The 21,432-nt window shown below is 69.2% G+C and carries 17 protein-coding genes; 8 read left to right on the top strand and 9 right to left on the bottom strand.

Features of this window, described 5'->3' with window-relative positions; translation table 11 throughout:
* Positions 1–159 precede the first annotated feature (159 nt).
* From AC07O8_RS04520 to AC07O8_RS04505, 4 genes are all read right to left on the bottom strand, one after another.
* Positions 160–999 (bottom strand): helix-turn-helix transcriptional regulator, encoded by an 840-nt coding sequence (locus tag AC07O8_RS04520; protein WP_495046887.1) that lies wholly within the window; start codon positions 997–999, stop codon positions 160–162.
* Positions 1,000–1,327: 328 nt separating this feature from the next.
* Positions 1,328–2,785 carry an NAD(P)/FAD-dependent oxidoreductase gene (locus AC07O8_RS04515; protein WP_495046886.1) on the bottom strand — a complete coding sequence of 486 codons (1,458 nt, stop codon included), beginning with the start codon at positions 2,783–2,785 and terminating at the stop codon, positions 1,328–1,330.
* Positions 2,786–2,843: 58 nt separating this feature from the next.
* On the bottom strand, positions 2,844–3,746 hold the full coding sequence (gene htpX, locus AC07O8_RS04510; RefSeq protein WP_495046885.1) for a protease HtpX: 903 nt from the start codon (positions 3,744–3,746) through the stop codon (positions 2,844–2,846).
* Between the two features lie 36 nt (positions 3,747–3,782).
* Positions 3,783–4,883, bottom strand: a complete 1,101-nt coding sequence (locus AC07O8_RS04505; protein WP_495046884.1) for an LLM class oxidoreductase — start codon at positions 4,881–4,883, stop codon at positions 3,783–3,785.
* Positions 4,884–5,155: 272 nt separating this feature from the next.
* On the opposite strand from AC07O8_RS04505, the gene AC07O8_RS04500 reads away from it, so the two are divergent.
* From AC07O8_RS04500 to AC07O8_RS04485, 4 genes are all read left to right on the top strand, one after another.
* The gene (locus tag AC07O8_RS04500; protein WP_495046883.1) at positions 5,156–5,575 is read left to right on the top strand and encodes a PRC-barrel domain-containing protein; all 420 of its coding nucleotides are present in this window, start codon (positions 5,156–5,158) and stop codon (positions 5,573–5,575) included.
* A 112-nt stretch (positions 5,576–5,687) separates the two neighbouring features.
* A complete protein-coding gene (locus tag AC07O8_RS04495; RefSeq protein WP_495046882.1) occupies positions 5,688–6,359 on the top strand; it encodes a BON domain-containing protein in 672 nt (223 codons plus the stop codon).
* A gap of 189 nt (positions 6,360–6,548) precedes the next feature.
* Entirely contained in the window at positions 6,549–9,263 is a 2,715-nt protein-coding gene (locus AC07O8_RS04490; RefSeq protein ID WP_495046881.1) for an ATP-dependent Clp protease ATP-binding subunit, read from the top strand.
* 299 nt (positions 9,264–9,562) lie between these two features.
* Entirely contained in the window at positions 9,563–9,868 is a 306-nt protein-coding gene (locus AC07O8_RS04485) for a putative quinol monooxygenase (RefSeq protein ID WP_495046880.1), read from the top strand.
* 112 nt (positions 9,869–9,980) lie between these two features.
* On the opposite strand, the gene AC07O8_RS04480 is transcribed toward AC07O8_RS04485, so the two are convergent.
* Entirely contained in the window at positions 9,981–10,994 is a 1,014-nt protein-coding gene (locus tag AC07O8_RS04480; protein ID WP_495046879.1) for an aldo/keto reductase, read from the bottom strand.
* Positions 10,995–11,032: 38 nt separating this feature from the next.
* On the opposite strand from AC07O8_RS04480, the gene AC07O8_RS04475 reads away from it, so the two are divergent.
* Complete coding sequence (locus AC07O8_RS04475) at positions 11,033–11,644, top strand: AraC family transcriptional regulator (protein WP_495046974.1); 612 nt, start codon at positions 11,033–11,035, stop codon at positions 11,642–11,644.
* A gap of 99 nt (positions 11,645–11,743) precedes the next feature.
* On the opposite strand, the gene AC07O8_RS04470 is transcribed toward AC07O8_RS04475, so the two are convergent.
* Positions 11,744–12,631: a LysR substrate-binding domain-containing protein gene (locus tag AC07O8_RS04470; RefSeq protein ID WP_495046878.1), complete on the bottom strand. Its 888-nt coding sequence runs from the start codon at positions 12,629–12,631 to the stop codon at positions 11,744–11,746.
* Positions 12,632–12,763: 132 nt separating this feature from the next.
* Between AC07O8_RS04470 and AC07O8_RS04465 the strand changes: the two genes are divergently transcribed.
* Both AC07O8_RS04465 and AC07O8_RS04460 read left to right on the top strand, forming a co-directional pair.
* Positions 12,764–13,477, top strand: coding sequence for an SDR family oxidoreductase (locus AC07O8_RS04465; protein ID WP_495046877.1), 714 nt, complete (start codon positions 12,764–12,766; stop codon positions 13,475–13,477).
* 26 nt (positions 13,478–13,503) lie between these two features.
* Entirely contained in the window at positions 13,504–14,463 is a 960-nt protein-coding gene (locus AC07O8_RS04460) for a quinone oxidoreductase family protein (protein ID WP_495046876.1), read from the top strand.
* A gap of 66 nt (positions 14,464–14,529) precedes the next feature.
* Here the strand turns inward: AC07O8_RS04460 and AC07O8_RS04455 are convergent, their stop codons facing one another.
* Positions 14,530–15,315: a class I SAM-dependent methyltransferase gene (locus tag AC07O8_RS04455; RefSeq protein WP_495046875.1), complete on the bottom strand. Its 786-nt coding sequence runs from the start codon at positions 15,313–15,315 to the stop codon at positions 14,530–14,532.
* 131 nt (positions 15,316–15,446) lie between these two features.
* Complete coding sequence (locus tag AC07O8_RS04450; RefSeq protein WP_495046874.1) at positions 15,447–18,416, bottom strand: sensor histidine kinase; 2,970 nt, start codon at positions 18,414–18,416, stop codon at positions 15,447–15,449.
* Between the two features lie 302 nt (positions 18,417–18,718).
* On the opposite strand from AC07O8_RS04450, the gene AC07O8_RS04445 reads away from it, so the two are divergent.
* Positions 18,719–19,360, top strand: coding sequence for a response regulator (locus tag AC07O8_RS04445; RefSeq protein WP_495046873.1), 642 nt, complete (start codon positions 18,719–18,721; stop codon positions 19,358–19,360).
* Positions 19,361–19,431: 71 nt separating this feature from the next.
* Here AC07O8_RS04445 and AC07O8_RS04440 read toward each other — a convergent pair whose 3' ends face one another.
* The gene (locus AC07O8_RS04440; RefSeq protein WP_495046872.1) at positions 19,432–21,072 is read right to left on the bottom strand and encodes a hypothetical protein; all 1,641 of its coding nucleotides are present in this window, start codon (positions 21,070–21,072) and stop codon (positions 19,432–19,434) included.
* Positions 21,073–21,432: the final 360 nt, after the last annotated feature.

The raw sequence follows: 21,432 nt of genomic DNA, 5'->3' as shown, positions 1-21,432 counted from the left end.
GCCGATGCCGATGCCGATGCCGGCATGGCCTCGCACGAGACCGATCCTGCCGGCCAAGTCGGGCCTGGGCCGTGATGGGCAGGACGCTGCAGCAGGATCCGTCCTTCGTTCCACCGGACCAGATGCTGCGGGAGATGCGCGCTCGCGCCTGACGGGTGATCACCGCCCGTCGAGAACGCCGCCGACACGTGCTTGGGAAGCCGCCGTCTCCCGCGCGTTGAGCCTGAACGCCCCTGGCGTGAAGCCCGCGTAGCGGTGGAACACGCCGGTGAAGTGTCCCTGGGTGCGAAAGCCCACGTTGGCCGCGACTTCGAACAGGGCGGTATCGGTCTGGGCCAGCAGTTCCTTGGCCCGCTCGATGCGCTGCATCAGGACGTACAGGTGGGGCGACTGGCCGGTCGAGCGCTTGAACATCCGTGCGAAGTGGAACGGGCTCAGATGCACCGCCTCGGCCATCTGTTCAACCCGGATCGTCTCGGCCAGATGCTCGCAGACATGGTTGTGGACACAGCGCAGCTTGTGAGGCGCCAGTCCGCCGCACGATGCGGCATCCGTGCCCTTTGCGACCGCGTAGTTCCTCGCGACATGCGCGGCCAGCACCATGGCCAGCGACTCCACGTAGCGCGCGTCCGGTGGACGCCCGATCCTGACGTCGCGTTCGACGGCGTTGCCCACTTCGCGGATCAACGGGTCGACGCTCGCGTGCGGCTCGACGAGTACCGGGTGATCGACACCGATGGCGCGCGCCACCCGGTCGAAGAATGGTGCGGCGATGCCGAGGAGGAGCGTATGCGACCCTGGCCGGTCAGCCAGCGAATGGGGCAGCGCGGGCGCAAGGATCAACACCAGCGGCGCGCGCAGCCATGCGATCCGCTCGCGCCCCTGCCCGACACAGTAGGTCGCGGACAAGTTGGCCGTGCCGGTCGGCAGGAGAATGTCGACCGAATTGCGCAGGCGTTCCCCGGCGAGGTCCGCGACGTCGAGGTAGGCGATGCTCATCGACGACCCCTGTCTTTGCGTCGCAGGGGCGTTGGATGAGCGGTTGCTTGCCTCGCTGGGTTCTTTGGACATGAGGGTCCCCTTGTTGTGGCAGGTCTGCACCGACGATCGAAGCGACCGCCGGGCCTGAATCAACAGGCGCACATCTCGTGCCGGCGGGACAAGGGTGGTCAAGCGGCGTCGCTCGCCGGGTGATTGGCCTGTGCAAACGCGAGCTTGCAGCGGACACCTCCAGCGACACGCGAGACCGTACGCCAGGCTGCACTGCCCGCCTGCCGTCGTGGGCGACGGCAGGCGGGCAGCCGCGCCCGAACCGCCCCGATCCGGCTCAGCACCCGTCCAGCACGCGATGCACGAACGCCACCGCCATGGCGCCCTCGCCGACGGCCGATGCGCAGCGGCGGACCGCCCCGTGGCGCACGTCTCCAGCGGCGAACACGCCGGGAATGCTGGTCTCGAGGAAGTAAGGTTCTCGGTCCAGTGGCCAACCTGACGGGCGAGCGCCGTCGCTCAGCAGGTCGCGCCCGGTGACCAGGTACCCGGCATCGTCACGCGCCATGCCGATGGCGCTGGCCCACTGGGTTTGCGGCTCGCCGCCGATGCACACGAACAGCCAGCGCGTCGGTACGCGGCGCTCCTCGCCGATGGCGGCATCGCGCAACGTGACCTCGCGCAGCGTCTTGTCCCCGTGCAGCGCCGTGACTTCCGTGCGCGTGAGCACCTCGATGTTGTGGGCCATCTCAATGCGCTGAAGCAGGTAGTGCGACAAGGTGCTCTTGAGCGACTCGCCGCGAACGACCATGAGCACCCGCTGTGCATGCGGCGCGAAGTGCATCGCGGCCTGCCCTGCGGAGTTGCCGCCGCCGACGATGACCACCTGCTCGCCCGCGGTCAGCGGCGCCTCGCTCGCACCGGCGCCGTAAAAGAGCCCCGCGCCAAGAAACTCCGACTCGTTGGACAGATTCAGGCAGCGGTAGGTCACGCCAGTCGCGCAGATCGATGCTCGCGCGACGATCTTCGTGCCGTCCTGGAGCACGCCGACGCCCCGGCCCGGCTGCAGCTGCGCGCTCACGCCTTCGCGGGAGAGGAGAATCTCGACGCCGAACTTCTCGGCCTGCCTGCGTGCCCGCTCCGCCAGGTCTGCGCCGCTGAGGCCCCCGGGAAAGCCGAGATAGTTCTCGATCCTGGAGCTGCTGCCGGCCTGCCCGCCGATGGCCCAGCGTTCGACGAGCACGGTGGACAGCCCGTCGGCGCCGGCGTAGACGGCCGCACTGAGGCCGGCCGGCCCGGCGCCGTAGATGGCCAGGTCGTACTCGGCGCGCGAGGGATTCCTGAACCAGCCCAGTCGCTCGATGAGCTGGCGGATCGTCGGCATCTCCATCCGCGCGCCATCCGGGAACACGCAGACCGGCAGCCGCTCGTCGCGCAGGTGCTCGACGCCGGCCTGCTCGCGCGCCTGCTCGTCACTGCCCAGCGGCACCCACTCGAACGGCACGTCGCACCGGTGCAAGAAGTCGCGGATCGCATAAGCGGCTGCATTGCCGAGTCGCCCATAGACTTTCACCAGCACGGGCCGCCGGGCCGATGACGCCTCCGTGCGGGGACCGTCCGTCCCCAAGGTCCACGCCGGCGGATCGCTGGCTGGAAAGCTCTCGGCCAGCGCCTCGTCGATCGATGCTTCGGTCGACGCGTCAGGCGATGCGGCGGTCGATGCCTCGGTCGACGCGACGGCCGGATCGTCGAGCGGATCGTTGATCGGATCGTCCCTGGTGGTCACCGGTGGCACCTCGTCCGACCGTGTGTCCTTGCGCTTGTGGGTGCCAGTCATGTCAGCCATGTCGGTCTCAGCGCGCCATCACGGTCGCGTGGGATTCGCGCAGCGCCGCGATGCGGGTCTCGATCGGCGGGTGGCTCGCGAACAGGGTCAGCCAGGCCGGCATGTCGGTGATGCCAAAGGCCCGCAGCGACTGCGGCAGGCCGCCGGGCCGCAGGCCTCCCAGGCGGTTCAGCGCGGCGATCATCGGCACCGACGTGCCGAGCAGGCGGGACGATCCGGCGTCCGCGCGGAACTCTCGCTGGCGCGAGAACCACGCGACGATCATCGACGCGAGCAGTCCAAAGAGGATCTCGCAGACGAAGACCGTGGCGTAGAAGCCCGGTCCGGAGCCGACGTGCCGCTCGTCGTCGCCGCGGCGCAAGACCACGCTGTCAACGAGATAGCCGACCACGCGCGCGAAGAACACGACGAAGGTGTTCATCACGCCCTGCACCAGCGCCAGAGTGATCATGTCGCCGTTGGCCACGTGCGAGACCTCGTGACCAAGCACGGCTTCGATCTCGTCGCGGCCCATGCTCTGCAGCAGTCCGGTGGACACCGCCACCAGCGCCGAGTCGCGGAACGCGCCGGTGGCGAAGGCATTCGGAGCGCCGTCATAGATCGCCACGTCCGGCTGGCCGATGCCGGCGCGCTGCGCGAGCTGGCGCACGGTGGAGAGCAACCAGGCTTCCTCTGCGCTGCGCGGCGACTCGATGACATGCGCGCCGGTCGACCATCTGGCCATCGGTTTGGAGATCAGCAGCGAGATGATGGACCCGGCAAACCCGACCACCAGCGAAAAGACCATCAGCGCGCCCACGTCGAGGCCGTTCGCCGTCAGGTAGCGATCAACGCCGAACAGCCGCAGCGTGAGCGACAGCACCAGCATCACCGCCAGGTTGGTCGCGAGGAAGAGGAAGATGCGTTTCATGGGTGATCTCCTGGGGAGCCAGTCGACATCAGACGCTCAGCGTTGCGGCGCGAGCGCGTCGTCGACGTCGGCATCGGCATCGGCATCGGTAGCGGTAGCGGTAGCGGTAGCGGTAGCGGTAGCGGCATCGTCCGGCTCCAGTTCGCCTCCGGCGGGCCTGTCTCCCTGCAGGTCGGCCAGCGGCGGAAGCACAAAAGTGCCGATCTCCTCGAGCACCTCGGACGCCGGCCGCGCGCCGTACTTGAGGTTGAGGATGACGTGGTTGACACCGACGACGCGCAGCGAGTCGAGAAAGCGCAGCAGGAAGTGTCGGCCCGCCCTGAAGCCAAGGTGGATGGGCGTGGGCGGCAGGTGGGGGTCGTCGGCGAGGTCGACGTAGAGCGACTGCACGAACGGCTTGAAGGCGCTCGGCCCCATGGCAGCCTGGACCTCACCGCGCCAGCGCGCCGCCGCCTCGGCTTGGCGGTCGATGCCGCGCGGATAGGTGATCCAGCCGTCGGCATGCTCGGCGATCCAGGGTAGCGGCTGTCCGCTGTTGCCCGTGACGAGTATCGGCAGCCGCCCGAGCGGCTTGGGCACGAGGTCGGCATTGCCGGTGAGTACGCCGGCCGTCGACGTCAGCGTCGGGTACGCGCCCTCCAGCACATGGCGGATCACTCGGAGGTGATCGCGAAAGAGGACCGCGCGCCGTTCGATGTCGACGCCGAAGGCGGGAAACTCCACCGGCCGATCGCCCGACGCCACGCCCAGCACCAGTCGTCCGCCCGACAACTGATCGACCGAGGCGGCCGCCTTGGCCACATGCAGCGGGTGGCGCAGCGGCAGCACGATGGCGCCGGTGGCCAGCGCAATCGTCTGCGTATGCGCCGCGATCCAACCCAGGTACACCCAGGGGTCGTGGATCTGGCCGAGATCGCCGAAGCTCGGATCGCGCAGGGGCACGTCGCGCACCCACAGCGCGCCGTAGCCGAGAGCCTGTGCGCGCTGTGCCAGACGCTCCTGGTCGCGCATCGACGGCTCGTCGCCCTTGAACGCTTCGATGGGGAAGAAGATGCCAAGGGTGAGACCGCCCGAGCGGAACATGCGCCGGAAGCCCGGCGCTTGGGTGACGGTGGCCAGCGGATTGACTTGCAGCATGCGTCCTCCGGTGAGATGTCGACAAGCGTAGGCCGCGCGCCCTCGCTGGTCTTCCCGATTGCTGCGCAAAGCTGTTCAAGGACTGCGACCCGGCGCACCCCCTCGCCCGGGCGCAGCTTTGCGCAACAGCTCGGCAGGAACACGCAATACGCGGGGCGGGGCGGCACCTAACCTTCTGACGAGAGGTGATGACAGCCCGCCAACCCCGAAGCTCGAAGCTCGAAGCTCGAAGGCCCAGGAAGCGTTCTCAACCCCCAACCAGGAGTGGTGCCATGCATCCAAGAATCGTCATTCATGCAGGCATGGCCTGCGCAGCCCTGGCCATGATCGTGGCCGATCCCGCCCGCGGCCAGGCCGCGTCCGCGGCGGTGGTGCCGGTCGCAGCGAGGGCCGTCATCGGCGTGACCGTCGCCGAGACGCAGCTGCTCGCGACGGGCTACCGCGCCACGAAGCTGCTCAAGCAGGACGTCTACAACGACAAGGGCGAAAAGATAGGGTCGGTCGACGACTTCGTTCTTTCCGCGGACGGCACCTTGTCCACCGCGATCGTGAACGTCGGCGGCTTCCTCGGGATGGGCAAGCACCTCGTGGCGATCCCGGTCAAGCAGTTCACCCACATCGCGCCCAGGGCCGTGCTGCCCAAGGCCAGCAAGGACGAGTTGAAGACCTTGCCGAAGTTCGAATACGTCTGACCCTGAGCCCAGGACCTTGTTCCCGGCATTCAAACCGCCACTTTCGCGTCGTCCGCACGCGCCCGCGGCGGCCGGCTGCGACTCCCTCTCGAGCGGGCCCGGAGGAATCACCATGACCATTGGCACCACCCTGCGCACCGATGCCGACATCCAGGCCGAAGTGCTGAGCGAGTTGAAGTGGGAGCCGCGCGTGCAGGCCACGGAGATCGGCGTGGCCGTGAAGGACGGCGTCGTGACGCTGTCCGGCTTTGTCGACTCCTACACCAAGCGCTGGGCCGCCGAGGAGGCCACGCATCGCGTGCGCGGCGTCAAGGCCGTCGCCAACGACATCGAGGTCCGCTTGAGCACGCGGGGCGAGCGCACCGACCCCGAGATTGCCGCAGCCGCCGCCCGCGCCCTGCAATGGGACGCGCTGCTGGTGCCCGAGCAGATCGACGTGACCGTCTCCAAGGGCTGGATCACGCTGAAAGGCACGGTCGACTGGCAGTACAAGAAGCAGGAGGCCGAGCGTGCCGTGCGCAACCTGGCCGGGGTGAAGGGAGTGAGCAACCTGATCGACGTTCGGCCCAAGGCGCAGCCCGCGGAGATCAAGCGGCAGGTCGAACAGGCGCTGGTGCGTAGCGCGCAGACCGATGCCGGGCAGATCGTCGTCGAAGTCGACGGCGGCAAGGTCACGCTCAAGGGCACGGTGCGCGCCTGGGTCGAGCGCCGGGAGGCCGAGCGCGCCGCCTGGCGGGCGCCTGGCGTGATGACCGTCGACAACCACATCGTCGTTTCCTCCTGAGCCGGCCCGCGATACGCCGCGGCAACCGCTCGCCGAGCTTGTCCGCAACGGACTCGGGCGCGCTGGCCGAGTACGGCATCGACGACGACTTCATCAAGGGCATGGCCAAGGGATTCGTGCTACCCGGCTGACCGCACCGCACCGCGCCCGACCAGACAGGACACCACGGCCCTTTCACAGGAGCTTGACATGGCCCAATGCAGAATCTGCGGCCGCCCGGCGACCGCCCAGGTCACGATGCGGCAGAACCGCCGCACAGAGCAGATTGCGCTGTGTGACGAGCACTACGCCGAGGCGATGGGGCAAAGCCGCTTGTCCGCCTCGCCGCTGGAGTCGCTGTTCGGTGGCAGCCTTTTCAACCAGTTCTTCGGCGACGCCTGGCCGGGCGTGTCCGAGCCGTCCGGCAGCACGGTGCGGCGGCTGCCACAGCGCCGGCCACGCTCGCGCGAGGCCGTGGACCTGCAGTCCTTCCTGAACCAGGCGGCGATGGACCGCTTGCAGGCCGCGGCCGAGAAGGCCCTGGAGCTCGGCCGGGACGAGGTCGACACCGAGCACCTGCTGCACGCGCTCGCTGACCACGAGGTGGTGCAGGAGATCCTGCGCGACTTCAAGCTGGACGCTGCGGACCTGAAGCAGCAGATCGACGAGCACGCGCCGCGCGGTGAGTACCGGCCCGCCGAGGATGAGACTCCCCGCATCGGCGTCTCGCCGCGCGCCAAGAGCGCACTCGACAACGCGTTGATCGCCTCCAGGGAGTTGGGCCACAGCTACGTCGGGCCCGAGCACCTCCTCATCGGCCTCGTCGGGGAGGAAGACGGCTTCGCGGGGGACGCGCTGCGCAAGCTCGGTCTCACGCGCGAGGCCTTGCGCCAGAAGACGGTGAAGGTGGTCGGCAAGGGCGCCGAGGAAGGCAAGGTGAAAAAGCGCAGCGGCACGCCCAACCTCGACAAGCACGCGCGCGACCTGACGGAGCTGGCTCGCCAGGGCAAGCTCGACCCCGTCATCGGCCGCGCCAAGGAGATCGAGACGACGATCGAGGTGCTGGCACGGCGCAAGAAGAACAACCCGGTGTTGATCGGCGAACCCGGCGTCGGCAAGACCGCCATCGTCGAAGGGCTGGCACAGCGCATCATCAACGAGCAGGTGCCCGAGGTGCTGCGCGGCAAGCGGCTGGTGGAACTCAACATCAACAGCATGGTCGCCGGCTCCAAGTACCGTGGCGAGTTCGAGGAGCGGGTCAAGCAGATGCTCGACGAGGTGATTGCCAACCAGAACGAACTGATCCTGTTCATCGACGAGCTGCACACCATCGTCGGCGCCGGCCAGGGCGGCGGCGAAGGTGGACTCGACATTGCCAACACCTTCAAGCCGGCGCTGGCGCGCGGGGAACTGCACCTGATCGGGGCCACCACGCTGAACGAATACCAGAAGCACATCGAGAAGGACGCGGCGCTGGAGCGTCGCTTCCAGCCCGTGACGGTGCCCGAGCCCAGCGTAGACGAGACGGTGGAGATCCTGCGTGGCCTGCGCGACCGCTTCGAGGCCCACCACAAGGTGAAGATCACCGAAGAGGCAATTTCGGCGGCGGCGAAGCTGGCTGACCGTTACATCACGCAGCGCTTCATGCCCGACAAAGCGATCGACCTCGTGGACCAGGCCGCGGCGCGCGTGCGCATCCGCGCCAGCTCGCGACCCAAGGCCTTGCACGACATCGATGAGGGCATTCGGCGCCTTCGCCAGGAGCAGGATGCGGCAGGCGCATCGCGCCAGTACGACAAGGCCAAGGAGCTCGAGGGCCGAGCCAAGGCGGAGCAACATCGCCTGGACGAGGAGACCGCGAAGTGGAAAAAGCAGCGCGGCACGAGCTCCGAAGTCGTGACATCCCAGGATGTGGCCGAGATCGTGGCCTCGCTGAGCGGCATCCCGGTGTCGGAGCTGACCACCGAGGACCGCGAGAAGCTGCTGCAGCTGGAAGACCGGCTGCGCGAGCGCGTGGTCGGCCAGGAGGAGGCTGTATGCGCGGTCGCCGAGGCGGTGCGCCTGGCCCGCGCCGGACTGAAGGAACCTGGCAAGCCGACCGCCACGCTTCTCTTCCTCGGGCCCACGGGGGTCGGCAAGACCGAACTCGCGAAGGCGCTGGCAGCCACCGTGTTCGGCAGTGAGGAGGCGCTGGTGCGCATCGACATGAGCGAGTACGCCGAGCGCCACACCGTCGCGCGGCTGGTGGGAGCGCCCCCCGGCTATGTTGGCTACGAGGAAGGCGGGCAGCTCACCGAACGCGTGCGCCGGCGCCCGTACTGCGTGGTGCTGCTCGACGAGATCGAGAAGGCGCACAGCGAGGTGCACAACATCTTGCTGCAGCTGTTCGATGAAGGCCGGCTCACCGACGGCAAGGGCCGTGTGGTCGACTTCACGAACACGGTCGTCATCGCCACCAGCAACTTGGGCTCCGACGTGATCCAGCGCAATCTGACGGCCAAGGAGCGCGACATGCTCGATTACCCCGCGTTGCGCGACCGCCTGATGGAAATGCTGCGCCATCACTTCCGCCCCGAGTTTCTGAACCGCGTCGACGAGGTGGTGGTGTTCCACGCGCTGGGCCGCGAGCAGATCCGCGCCATCGTGGAGTTGCAGCTGCAGCGGGTGTCACGCACGGCGCAGCAGCAGGACCTGCACTTGAAGTTTGACAAGTCGCTGGTCGATCACTTGGCCGAAGTCGGCTACGACCCGGAGTTCGGCGCGCGCATGCTCAAGCGCAAGCTGCGCAGTCAGGTGGAATCGAGGCTGGCGACCGCACTTCTCAAGGGCGACCTGCGCCCGGGTTCCGAGGCCACGCTGTCGTACGACGCCGCAGCCGAGGAAGTGCGCATCGTGCCGGAGGTCGAGCACAAGGCGGCGGCATGAGGACCTCGTACCGCGACGGCTTCGGATGCTCGGCTGGATGGCAGCGCTCCGATCCACATCAAGACCGTGCAGGTCGATAGGGCGATGCGGTCATGGGACGCATGAGCGTCATCAGGATTTCCGGAGGCAGCGACGCTGTCTCTCAACCCGAGGACAGAGCCATGGTCAAGGCTGGATGGCAGCGCTCCGATCCACATCAAGACCGTGCAGGTCGATAGGGCGATGCGGTCATGGGACGCATGAGCGTCATCAGGATTTCCGGAGGCAGCGACGCTGTCTCTCAACCCGAGGACAGAGCCATGGTCAAAGTAGCGTTGTTCGTCCGCTTGGAAGCAAAGGCGGAGAAAGAAACAGAAGTCGAGCAATTTCTGCTTGGCGGACTTGCGTTGGTCCAGGAGGAGCCTGCCACCACAGCATGGTTTGGTCTTCGCCTGGGGCCATCCACGTTTGGCATCTTCGATGCCTTTCCGGACGCGGCGGGTCGTGAGGCTCATCTTGCCGGCAAGGTCGCTGCAGCCCTCATGACACAGGCAGCCGACCTGTTTTCCACGCCGCCGTCCATCGAGAAGGTGGACGTTCTGGCGGCCAAGCTGCCTGGTCGGTGAAGCTCCATCCTGAGCTGCGCGCGCTGATCATGCGGGCGGACGCCGTTGGCGCTGGCCTCCTGGCGCCGGCACTCGCCGGATGACGTCCTCGTCGGGCGCCAGGTCGCATCGCTTACCTCCGTCCATTCAGCGGCGAGGTGCCGAAGATGAGCTGCTGGGCCATCGGTCGACCGATGAAACGCTCCGGGAAGATCGGCTCGGGCGCACTGGCCGCGTTGAGGCGGGCCAGGTGCTCGTCGCCCAGCACGACCTCCAGCGCGCCGAGGTTGTCCTCGGCCTGCGCCACCGTGCGGGCGCCGAGGATCGGCGAGACCACCGCGGCATGCGCCATCGTCCAGGCGATCGCGACCTGCGAGCGCGACACGCCCAGCTCTTCCGCGACCGAGCCGACGACATCGGCGATGTCCAGCGAGCGCTGGTTGAGGTGGCCCGTCGACGCGATGACGCCCTTGCGGTCGCTGGCGACGTCCGCGCCGTTGTCATCGCTCAGGTCCGCGCGGCTGTACTTGCCCGTCAGGATGCCGCCTCCCAGCGGCGACCACGGCAGGACGCCGAGGCCCATCGCCTGGGCCATCGGCAGCAGTTCATGCTCCACGGTCCGCTCCACCAGGCTGTACTCGATCTGCAGCGCGACCAGCGGCGACCAGCCACGCAGGTCCGCCAGCGTCTGGAGCTCCGCGACACGCCAGGCCGGCGTGTTGCAGATGCCCAGGTAGAGCACCCTGCCGGCGCGCACCAGGTCGTCGAGCGAGCGCATCACCTCGTCCGGACGCGTCGTGAAGTCCCAGGCGTGGACATACAGCAGATCGATCCGGTCGGTGTCGAGCTGGCGCAGGCTGGTCTCCACCGAGCGCACGAGGTTGAACCGGTGATTGCCGCCGGAATTGATGTTGGCCGGGTCGCGGGCCATCGTGTACTTGGTGGCCAGGATCAGCTGTTCCCGCTTGCCCTTCGCGAAGCGGCCGAGGATCTTCTCCGACGCCCCGTTGGTGTAGTTGACCGAGGTGTCGATGAAGTTGCCGCCGCGATCGACGTAGGCGTCGAAGATGCGCCGCGCCTCGGCGTCGTCGGCGCCCCAGCCCCAGTCGGAACCGAAGGTCATCGTGCCGAGCGACAGCGGCGACACGCGCAGGCCGTGCCTCGGCGACCCATCCCTACTTGAGCGTGCAGCTGGACCTGGATCCGGCGTCGCTTGGCGAATTGGCGCTGCGGTTTCCGCGTGCCGTCAAGAACGACGACGCCGTGTCGGGGCTGACCTTGAATGCGATCACGCCCGGCTTGCTCGATGCCGTGACGCGCCTCGTGGGCTTGCTCGATACGCCGGAGGACATCGCCGCCCTGGCCCCGATCGCGATGCAGGAGATCTTCTATCGCCTGCTGTCCAGCCCGAACGGCGGCGTCATCCATGCGATGACGCAGGCCAACAGCCGCCATGCCCAGATCGCCCGCGCGATCCTGTGGATCCGGGCGCACTTCTGCGAGGTCTTCCGCATCGAGGAGCTCGCCGAGGTGGCCGGCATGAGCCGCTCGACCTTCCATGAGCACTTCAAGGCCGTCACGGCGATGACCCCCTTGGAATTCAGGACGCAGTTGCGCCTGCAGGAAGCACGGCGCCTGATGGTGGGCGACGGGCTGGATGCCGCCAACGCCGGCTTCCGGGTGGGCTACGAAAGCCCATCGCAATTCAGCCGCGACTACTCGCGCCTCTTCGGCCTTCCGCCGGCAAAGGACGCGGGAGGCTTGCGCACGGGCGCGTTCGCCGCACCGGTGTCCTGAACAGGTCCAGCTCCCGCGCCGCGGCCGGGAAACTTCCGGTGCGGGCGACGCGCATGAAGACCCGGAGCGCAAGGAGCTGGCCCTTCATGAGCAGAGGCCTTAACTCGGACTCGACGCCTCCTCGACCAGCCACGCGGCGACGTCTTCCAACGGCGCATCGCTGCGAGCGCGTCGTGGCGACACGAGGTGGTAGTCGAGGCCCAGCGGCATCACCTGCGGCGTCACCTGCACCAGGCGTCCGGCGGCGAGATCGGACTCGATGAAGAAACGCCCGGTAAGTGCCAGGCCTTGACCGGCGATCGCCGCGTCGATCGCCAGGCCGGTCTGGTTGAACCGGATGCCCTTGGGCGGCGGCGACGCCACACCCGCCTGCGCCAGAAAGGCGGGCCACGCGTCATGCCCGTCATGGATCAACGGGCTGCTCGCCAGTTGCTTCGATGACAGGGCCGCCGCCCCGGCGAGCATCGCCGGACTGCCCACCGCGATCAGTTGGTTCTCGAGCAGCAGTCGCGCCTCGACACCCGGGCCGAAGGGCGGGCGTCCGCACCGGATCGACAGGTCGACGCCCTCCCCCTGAAAGCTGGACACGCGTTCCGTCGCCAGGACCCGCAGGTCGATGTCGGGATGCCGCGCCGTGAAGCGGGGCAGGCGCGGCAACAGCCATTTGGTGGCGATCGTCGGCGCCACGCTGATCGTGACCTGCCGGTCGCCAGGCCGCAGCAGGCGCGTGGCGTCGGCGATGTCCTCCAGCGCGAGTCGCACGCGGCGCGCATAGGCCGCGCCCGCCCCCGTCGGCGCCAGGCCGCGCGGATGCCGCTCGAAGAGCCGGATGCGCAGGTCGGCTTCGAGGGCGCGGATCTGCTGCGCCACGGCGCCTTGCGTCACCTCGAGTTCCTCCGCCGCGAGCCGGAAATTCAGATGCCGCGCCACGACCTCGAAGACGCGCAGCGCCTTCAACGAGGGGAGCATCTCCAAAGGACTGGTCATGCGAAGACTGTAGCTTTTCTACTGGATGAATGTAGGCGGGCGGTCTCGCTGGATCGAAGCGGCGCTGATAGCGTAGCGGGCAACGTGGATAGACGCTCTCCGGCGTCGGCACGGCCAGGCACAGGAGCTTCCATGACAGCAGAGACAGTAGAAAAGGTCGCCATCATCACCGCGGGTGGCAGCGGCATGGGCGCCGCCGCGGCGCGCCGTCTCGCGCAGGACGGATTCCGGGTCGCCGTGCTCTCCTCGTCGGGGAAGGGCGAAGCGCTCGGACGCGAACTGGGCGGCATCGGCGTTACCGGCTCCAACCAGTCCGACTCGGACCTGCGCGGTCTCGTCGATCAGGTGCTGGCGCGCTGGGGCCGCATCGACGTGCTGGTCAACAGCGCCGGGCACGGTCCCCGCGGTCCGGTGCTCGAGATCTCCGACGACGACTGGCATCGCGGCATGGACACCTACCTGCTCCACGTCGTGCGCGCGTCGCGGCTGGTGGTGCCGACGATGCAGCACCAGCAGTCGGGCGCGATCATCAACATCTCGACGGCGTGGGCGGTCGAACCGTCCGGGCTGTTCCCCACTTCGGGCGTGTTCCGGGCGGGCTTGTCGGCGTTCACGAAGATCTTCGCGGACACCTACGCGGCGGACAACATCCGCATGAACAACGTGCTGCCCGGATGGATCGACAGTCTGCCCGCGACCGACGAACGCCGCGACAGCGTGCCGATGCAGCGCTACGGCCGCAGCGACGAGATCGCCGCGACGATCGCGTTCCTGGCGTCCGAGGGGGCCGGCTACATCACGGGCCAGAACCTGCGCGTCGATGGCGGCCTGACGAGATCGTTGTAAGACGCAGTTGCTGCAAGGAGCGCTCCATGCACGCACTGGTCTTCCACCAATTCGGCGATGCCGACGTCCTCCGCCACGAAGCGGTGCCCGATCCCGTGCCCGGCCCCGGGCAGGCGCTGGTGCGCATGCGCGCCATCGGCCTGAACTTCGCGGACGTCTACCGCCGCAAGGGAAACTATCACCTGGCCGGCTCGCCGCCGTGGATCCTGGGCTACGAGGGTGCGGGCGAGATCATCGTCGCGCCCGAGGACAGCGGCCTGCGGCCCGGCCAGCGCGTCGGTTTCGCCGACAGCCCGTTCGCCAACGCGGCGCTCTGCGCGGTGGACGTGAGTCGCCTCATTCCGCTGCCGGACGAGATCTCCTTCGAGACCGCCGCCGGCTGCCTGCTGCAGGGCCTGACGGCGCAGTACCTGTGCCGCGACAGCGATGCGGTGCGGCCCGGCGATTGGGCCGTCGTGCATGCGGCGGCGGGCGGCGTGGGACTGCTGCTCGTGCAGATCCTGAAGCACCTGGGCGCGCGCGTCATCGGCATTGCGTCGACCGAGACCAAGCGGCAAGCTGTGCGCGAGGCCGGCGCTGACCTCGTGATCGCGACCGAAGGGTGGTTGCAGGCCGCGAAGGCGGCCACCGACGGACGCGGCGCGGACGTCGTGTACGACTCGGTGGGCACCACGCTGCGAGAGAGCCTGGATGCCGCGCGCACCGGCGGCACGATCGTGTTCTACGGCATGGCCGCGGGCGATCCGACGCCGGTGGACCCGCGCCTGCTCATGGATCGCTCGCTGGCACTCGTCGGCGGCGATCTGTGGAACGTGCTCACGACGGTCGAAGTGCGCCGCGCTCGCGCGACGGAGCTGTTCGGTTGGATCCGCTCAGGCGCCGTCGCGCCGCGCATCTCGCAGACGGTCGCGTTGCGAGACGGCGCGCAAGCCCATCGCGCGTTGGAAAGCCGCCAGACCATCGGCAAGATCGTGCTGCTGCCCTGAGGGCGGGGTCAGGCGTGATTCGGCGCAATCCGGCGCAAGCAGGCGGCGCCCGGGCCGCCTGGCCTCTTACTGCGCCGGCTTCCTGAACCGCAGCACGAAGCGGTCGGTCTTGCCGCGGATCGCCGGATCGAACACCTTCAGCGTGCGGTCGTCGGCGGGATTGGCCAGGGCGTCGGTTTCGCCGTCCAGCACGAAGCCGGCCTTCATCACTTCGGCCTTCACCGTCTCGCGATCGATGCGGTGCAGGTCCTCGGTGTTCTTCAGACCTGACCCCGCCACGGCGGAGTGGTCGGCCACGATGTAGTAGCCGCCCGGCTTCAGCAGGCTGAAGACCGCCTGGTTGTAGGCGTTCACGTCAGCGCCCTTCATGAAGCTGTCGTGGAAGTCGTGATAGTTCTCGAAGGTCCAGAACACGTCGAGTGTGTTGTGGATGGCCGCCGGCGGCTGCTGTGCGAGCGGGCTCGACGTCGCTTCGACGTTGCCATGGCCCGGCTCTGCCGTGATGGCCCGGGCAGTGGCCAGTGGATTCGACTTGAAGACGGCGAACTCGGCCGGCACGTAGGCGTAGACCCTGCCGCCCGGCCCGACCAGGGTCGAGAAGATCCGCGTCCAGTACCCGCCGCCGGGCACCGCGTCGATGACCTTGTCGCCGGGCTTCACCTTGGAGAAGGCCACCAGGTCCACCGGTCGGCGCGAGGCGTCCTGCTGGACGTCCTTGGCCGGCCGGGTCGGGTCCGCGACCGCGGCACCGACGGCGGGCGGGACGGCTGGCGAGGTGGCGGGCGTCTGCGCCACGGCCAGGGAGGACACGAGCGCCGCGGCGCTCGCGAGGGCAAACAGTCTTGAACTCATCGTGGGTCCTTCTGCAGATCAATGATGCAAGTCGGCGATGCGCGTCGGTGCGACGTATCGGTGTGGACATGTCGGTGTGACGTGTCGGTGAGACGACCGCTCATGGCGGACCTCCGCCCGGCCAGGCGTCTTCAGGCCGCATAGCCCTTGGACGCCCGCATCGTCAGCGCGACCGTCGTGCCTTTGTCGGGCGCGCTCTCGATCCTGAGCGTCGCCCCCAGCGTCTGGGCCCGTTCCCGCATCGACGCGAGTCCCATGTGCCCGTGCTTGCCAGTCGCCGCCAGATCCACCGGCATGCCGGCACCGTCATCCCGCAGCTCCACCCGAAGCCGCCACCCTCCGAAGCGCCAGGTCATTGTGATCCGGTTGGCCCGGGCATGCCGGAAGGCATTCAGCAGCGCCTCGCCGAAGATCAGCCGCAGCTCGTCGCGGACCTCCGCCCGCAGCGGGCGCTCCTGGCCGACGATCTCGAGCCGGAACTCGCCGTCGTAGTCCCGCGCCAGCTGCGAGGCGATGTCCTCCAGCGCCCGCGGCAGACTGGCGCCGACCGGCGCGGTCCCGCGCAGGGCCATCACGCGACGTCGGCTTTCGTCCAGCACGCCGTCGGCCATCACCAGGTCCGCATCGATCGCCGCGCGCACCGGGTGCGCCGCCGGCAACTGCGCCGAATGCGTCTCGAAGCGCAGGATCAATCCCTGCACGCCCTGCAGCAAGGTGTCGTGCAGCTCGCGGGCGATGCGCTCGCGCTCGGCCATGCGGGTGCGCATCTTCTCGCGCGCCCGCCGCGCGGCCTGCCTCAGGCGCAGCCGGTGCAAGGCCCAGATCAACGCGATCGCCACGGCGACGCACAGCACGCGGAACACCACCGTCTGATACCAGGCGGCCGGGATGACGATGTCCTGGATCGCTTCCTCCGGCGCCACGACGCCGTCGCTGTTGATGGCCAGGACATGGAAGCGGTAGCTCCCCGGCCCCAGGCTGTTGTAGACCGTCTCCCGCCGCGCGCCCGCGTCGCGCCAGCGGGTGTCCACGCCATCCAGCCGGTAGCGGAAACGCACCCGCTCCGGCAGCGCGAGGTTGGCCGCGGAGAAGCGCAGCTCCATCATCTCGGCGTGTCGGGGCAGCGTCACCGTCGCGCCCGACGGGTAGTCGACGCCATGGGCGCGCAAGCCGGTGATGCGGACCACCGGCGCCACCGGGTTGTTGCGCGGTCGCAGGGGATCGAGCCACGCCACGCCGGTCGTGCCCGCGAACCACAGGCGACCGTCCGCGGCCTCCACCACGCTCGGCTGCGGCCAGAACGCGGTCGCGCCGCCGGGATGCCCGTCCAGCGTGTCCAGCACCTCGACCGTCAAGGGCCGCGCGGGATCGTCGAGGTAGGCGCGCAGGTCGTCGCGCCGCACGTGCACCGCGCCCTTGCGGCCGTTGAGCCAGAGATCGCCGGTCATCGTCTCGGCGATCCCGGACACGCCGGCCAGCGTTTCCGGCACCTCGGTCGTCAAGGGCACGAAGCGCTTGTCCCCGAGGATCGCCACGCCGCGCTCGCCCGCGATCAGCAGGCGCGTGCGGCCGGCGTAGACATGCAGCACGTCGCCCACATCGACGCCCTGCGCCGGTCCGAACCGGCGCACCGTGCCGTCGTTCCAGCGCAGGACCTGGTTGTCCTTGAGTCCGAACCAGTAGGTGCCGTCGCCGGCCCAGGCCACGGCCGCCTCCAGCGGCGAGGGCAGGCCGGGCAGCGCCAGCGGCTGCCAGCGGCCGTTCTCCCAGGTCTGCACGCCGCCGCGCTGGAACGCCACCATCAGGCCGTCGCGGTAGGGAACGATGCCGCTGATCCACCGCTCGCCGACACCCGGCGGTCGGGGGACCTCGGCCCACCGCGCGCCCTCGCGGCGCCAGAGCCCCGCCGGTCCGACCAGCCAGAGCCGCCCCTGGCGGTCGCGGCCCGTCGCGGTGATCTGCGCGCTCGGCGCCGCCACCTTCCCGGCCTCGCTCGCGCTGCCCGACAGGCGCCACACGGTCGACGCCACCGGCGAGAACGCCGCCACGGTCACCCCGCCGTCCGGATCCGCCGCGAGCGCGAAGTTGCTGGTGGCGCGCGGCATCGGCGCCGGCACGAGCGGGGCGCGCCGGAAGCGGTCCAGGCCGGTCTTGGTCGCGACCCACAGGCTGCCCTCCGCGTCCTCCAGGATCATCATCCCGAAGTCGCCCGAAAGGCCCTCGGGGGCGGCGAAGCGCTCGTACTCGCCGGTCAGCGGCACGCGGTCCCCTTCCAGCGGCCAGGGCAGCCGGCGGCGGCACAGGCCGGCCGGGCAGAAGACGGTCCACAGGTTGCCGTCGCGGTCCACCACCGTCGACGATCCACGCCGCGTCGACAGCCGCGGATCCCCCGCGACGGGCAGGCGGGACAGCGCCGGCACCTTGCGCATCTCGTTCGCGAAGACCAGCCAGGCCTCGCTGCGCAGGACCTGCAGGCTGGTCGCGCCCGTGCAGTCGCCGACCATGCGGAAGCGCGTCTCGCCCAGCGGCAGTCCGAGCAGGCGCTCGTTGTCGCAGAGCCAGACCGTGCCGCGACCGTCCACGACCACGCCGTCGATGGCGCGACCCTCCACGCCCCACGACGCGCCGATGCGTTCCCAGCGGTCGTTCCCGAAGCGGAAGAGCTCCGTGGCGCCGCCCGCCCAGATCGCACCGTCCGCGTCCTCCGCCACGTACCGGATGCGGGCGGTCGCCACCGGTTCCGTCGCCGGCACGCGCCAGACCTGATCCCCGCGGATGCGCACCAGCCCGCGCGGGAAGAAGGCCGCCCACAAATCGCCGCCGGACGTCGCCAGCACCTTCGCCACGGTGCCCGACGGGAACTCCGCGGGCGGCGTCGGGTGGAAGCGCTCGAAGCGCACGCCGTCGAAGCGGGTCAGGCCGTTCGGCCCGCCCATCCAGAGCAGGCCGTCCGGCGTCTGGGCCATGGTCCAGGTCTCCATCGGTACGCCGTCCGCCGCCGTCCAGGCGCGGTGATGGAACTGGTTCAAGGCCAGCGTGCGATCGAGCGCCCGGGCCGGACCCGCGGCCAGCAGCAGCATCGCGACCAGCAGCGCGGTCATGAGTCCTGCGATCCCGCGCAACCCCGCTGCCATCGGCGAAGGCCGCGGCGCGAAGCGGGGGGCGACGGACATTGCAAGGGCCAAGGTCATGGGGCCGGAACACTAGCAGAAGCAGGGGGAGGATCGGGCGAGCCGCGGCGGTGGGATGAGGCGGTGGGGCGAGGCGCCGGCGCGACAGATCCGGGCTAACTCTTTCGAGGGAGGGTCATCGGCCCCGAGGGCGATCCGGACTGTCGGCTGCGGCTACGCTTGGCCCTCCGCGCCGCCGATCCTGGCGCTTCCGACCTGACCGCTGACCGCGCGTGAACGACTCCGCTCCGACCTCCTCCCCCATCACCGTGATGGCTGTCGACGACCATGCGCTGATGCGCAGCGGCATCACGACGGTCATCGACGCCGAGCCCGACATGCGCATGGTGGCCGAGGCCACGACCGGCCTGGAAGCGCTGTCGCGCTTCCGCCAGCACCAGCCCGACGTGACGCTGATGGACCTGCGCATGCGGGACATGGACGGCATCGAGGCGATGACCGCCATCCGGCGCGAGTTCCCGCAGGCGCGGATCGTGATCCTGACGACCTTCCCCGGCGACTTCCAGGCCGCGCGCGCGATCAAGGCGGGCGCGGTGGGGTATCTGCTCAAGGGGCTGATGCGCACCGAGCTGCTGGACACCATCCGGGGCGTGCATGCCGGCCGGATGATGGTGCCGCCGGCGATCGAGGCCGCCATCGCGCAGCACGCCGGCAGCCGCGCGCTGTCGCTGCGCGAGACGCAGGTGCTGCGACTGGTGGCGCTGGGTCATGCCAACAAGGAAGTGGCGGAGCACCTCTCGTTGACGGAAGAGACGGTGAAGGTCCACATGCGGACCATCCTCGGCAAGCTGGCCGCGAAGGACCGCACGCATGCGGTGACCATCGCGCTGAAGCGCGGGATCATCGAGCTCTGATCGAGCTCTGATCGAGCGCTGATCGAGCGCTGATCGGACCGGCGCGGCGACATGCGCAACCCGGCCGGAGGTCAGACGTTCGTGTCGTTGCCTGCGCCCATCCGATGCAACGCGATGGGCGGCTGCGGCGTGGTGGCCGCGGGCTCGTCCTTCTTGAACATGGGGGCCATGTTCATCTTGGCGTTGATCCAGAAATTGAGGCCGGCCCAGGCCGGCGCGCTGGATGCCGCCGCCTTGGCGAACGCGTTGCCGTCCGCCAGCGCCTTGCCCAGGCCCACGGGAATGCCCACCGGCAAGGTCAGGCCCCAGTTGATCATCATGCGGGCGGCCATGCCGGCCTTCATCGTCGCGTAGTCCACCTGGTCGTTGACCGCGGTGCCGCCGGTCGCGCCAGGCAGCTTGCTCTTCATCACCGTGCTGGTCAGGTCGGACACGGTGTCGAAGCCGGCGCTCACCGCGCGCTGCGCAACGGCGGCGACCATCATCGCGGTGGCCTGCGCCATCGGTTCCGGCATGCCCTTGGCCTTGAAGGCCTCCGTCATCGCGGGCGTCAGCTTGTTGGCCAGGGCCACGCCGCTCATGCCGCCGGCGATCGCCGTCCACATGTCGTTGAAGCCGGCCATCACGCGCGGGCCCTCGCGCTGCATGAAGGTGTCTCCCGGCAGCTTGATCGTCGCGCCGAGCGACGGTCTGGTCTTCATGTGCTCGCCGATGAACTCCTTGCCCAGCGCGGCCGCCAGCCCGCCGAGCACGCTGGACGACACGCCGAGCGCCTCCTTCGACGCCCCCGCCGCGCCGGCGCTCATCAGCGTGATCGCCTGCACCGCCCAGGCGATGGCGTGACCGCCGCCGTAGGTCGTCGCACGCTGTCCGAGCGTGGCCAGCAGGGCGTCGGTGAGTTGCTTGGCGGAGACGTTGGCGGGCGGCGTGCCGGTGGTGGCGGTGGTGGTCGCTGCCGTGGTCGTGGTGTTGGCGGCGGCCGTCACCGTTGCGGCCGCAGCGGCCGCGGTCGAAGTGGGTGTCGGCGTCGGCGTCTGGGGTGACGTGAGATTCAGCCGAGGCGGCGTGGCGGATGTCCTGGCCGGCGGCTTCGTCGCGAGCAGCGACGGTCCGCCGAGCGACGTCGCGGGCCGTTTGCCCGCAACGACTGAACTCTCCGGCACCTGAGGCTTGTTTTCGGAGAGCGGCGACTCCGGCAGAGGCACCTTGCTCGGTGACACGGGGCTGTCGGGCAGCGCCACCTTGCTGGGCGAGACCGGCGTTTCAGGCAGAGGCACCTTGCTCGGCGACACGGGGTTGTCGGGCAACGCGATCTTGCTCGGCGAGACAGGCGACTCGGGCAAGGGCACCTTGCTCGGCGACACGGGCGTTTCAGGCAAAGGCACCTGACTCGGCGAGACCCCTTGCGAATGGGCCGGCGGGACGGTCGTGTCGATCCTCAACGTCGGACGTGTCGGCGCAGGATGCCCGGAGGGCGATGCCGTCGCCGCATGCTGCTGAGAAGGCAGCGTCGGCAACGAATTCGAGCGGCGCGGCGGAGCGCCGGCCCCGGCAGCGGAAGGGCCAGTGGGACGCGCCGCCAGGCCCGGGAACTGCGTCGCGGCGCCGCCGCCCTGCCCGCCTGCCGGCGTCGACACCGGGGTGTTGGGCGGTGCGCTGGGCGTGGTGTCGATCGGCGACGGGACGGCGCGGTTCTGGACGTTGGGCAACATGAGCGCCTTCCTTTGCAGACGGGGTCTGCCGGCGACATCAGGAGGTCCACGTCGAACGCCACGCGGGCGCCAGCACCTCATCCGGCAGCGAGGCAGTCACTGTCGGACGGCGATGCGGTCATGGCATTTGCGCGGGCGAATTGGCGGATGGTGATGCGAAGTGACGGGCGATTCCCCCATCCGAGGGTCGAAGGGGTGTCATCAACCACTCACGCACTCCCATTTGGAGGGAGTGATGACCTGCAGTTGCGCCGGGCTCACCGAAATGGGCGAATTGCCAATTGCCGCGATGGTCTTCAACAATTTCAGGCTTCCATCGATCGCTTCCGCATCAGGCAGACGGCGCTCGAAATGTCAGTG

It is taken from the genome of Roseateles sp. GW821-FHT09G09 (assembly GCF_059415965.1).
Note: the sequence above shows the minus strand (reverse complement) of the source record. Positions and strands in the feature narration are given on the sequence as shown.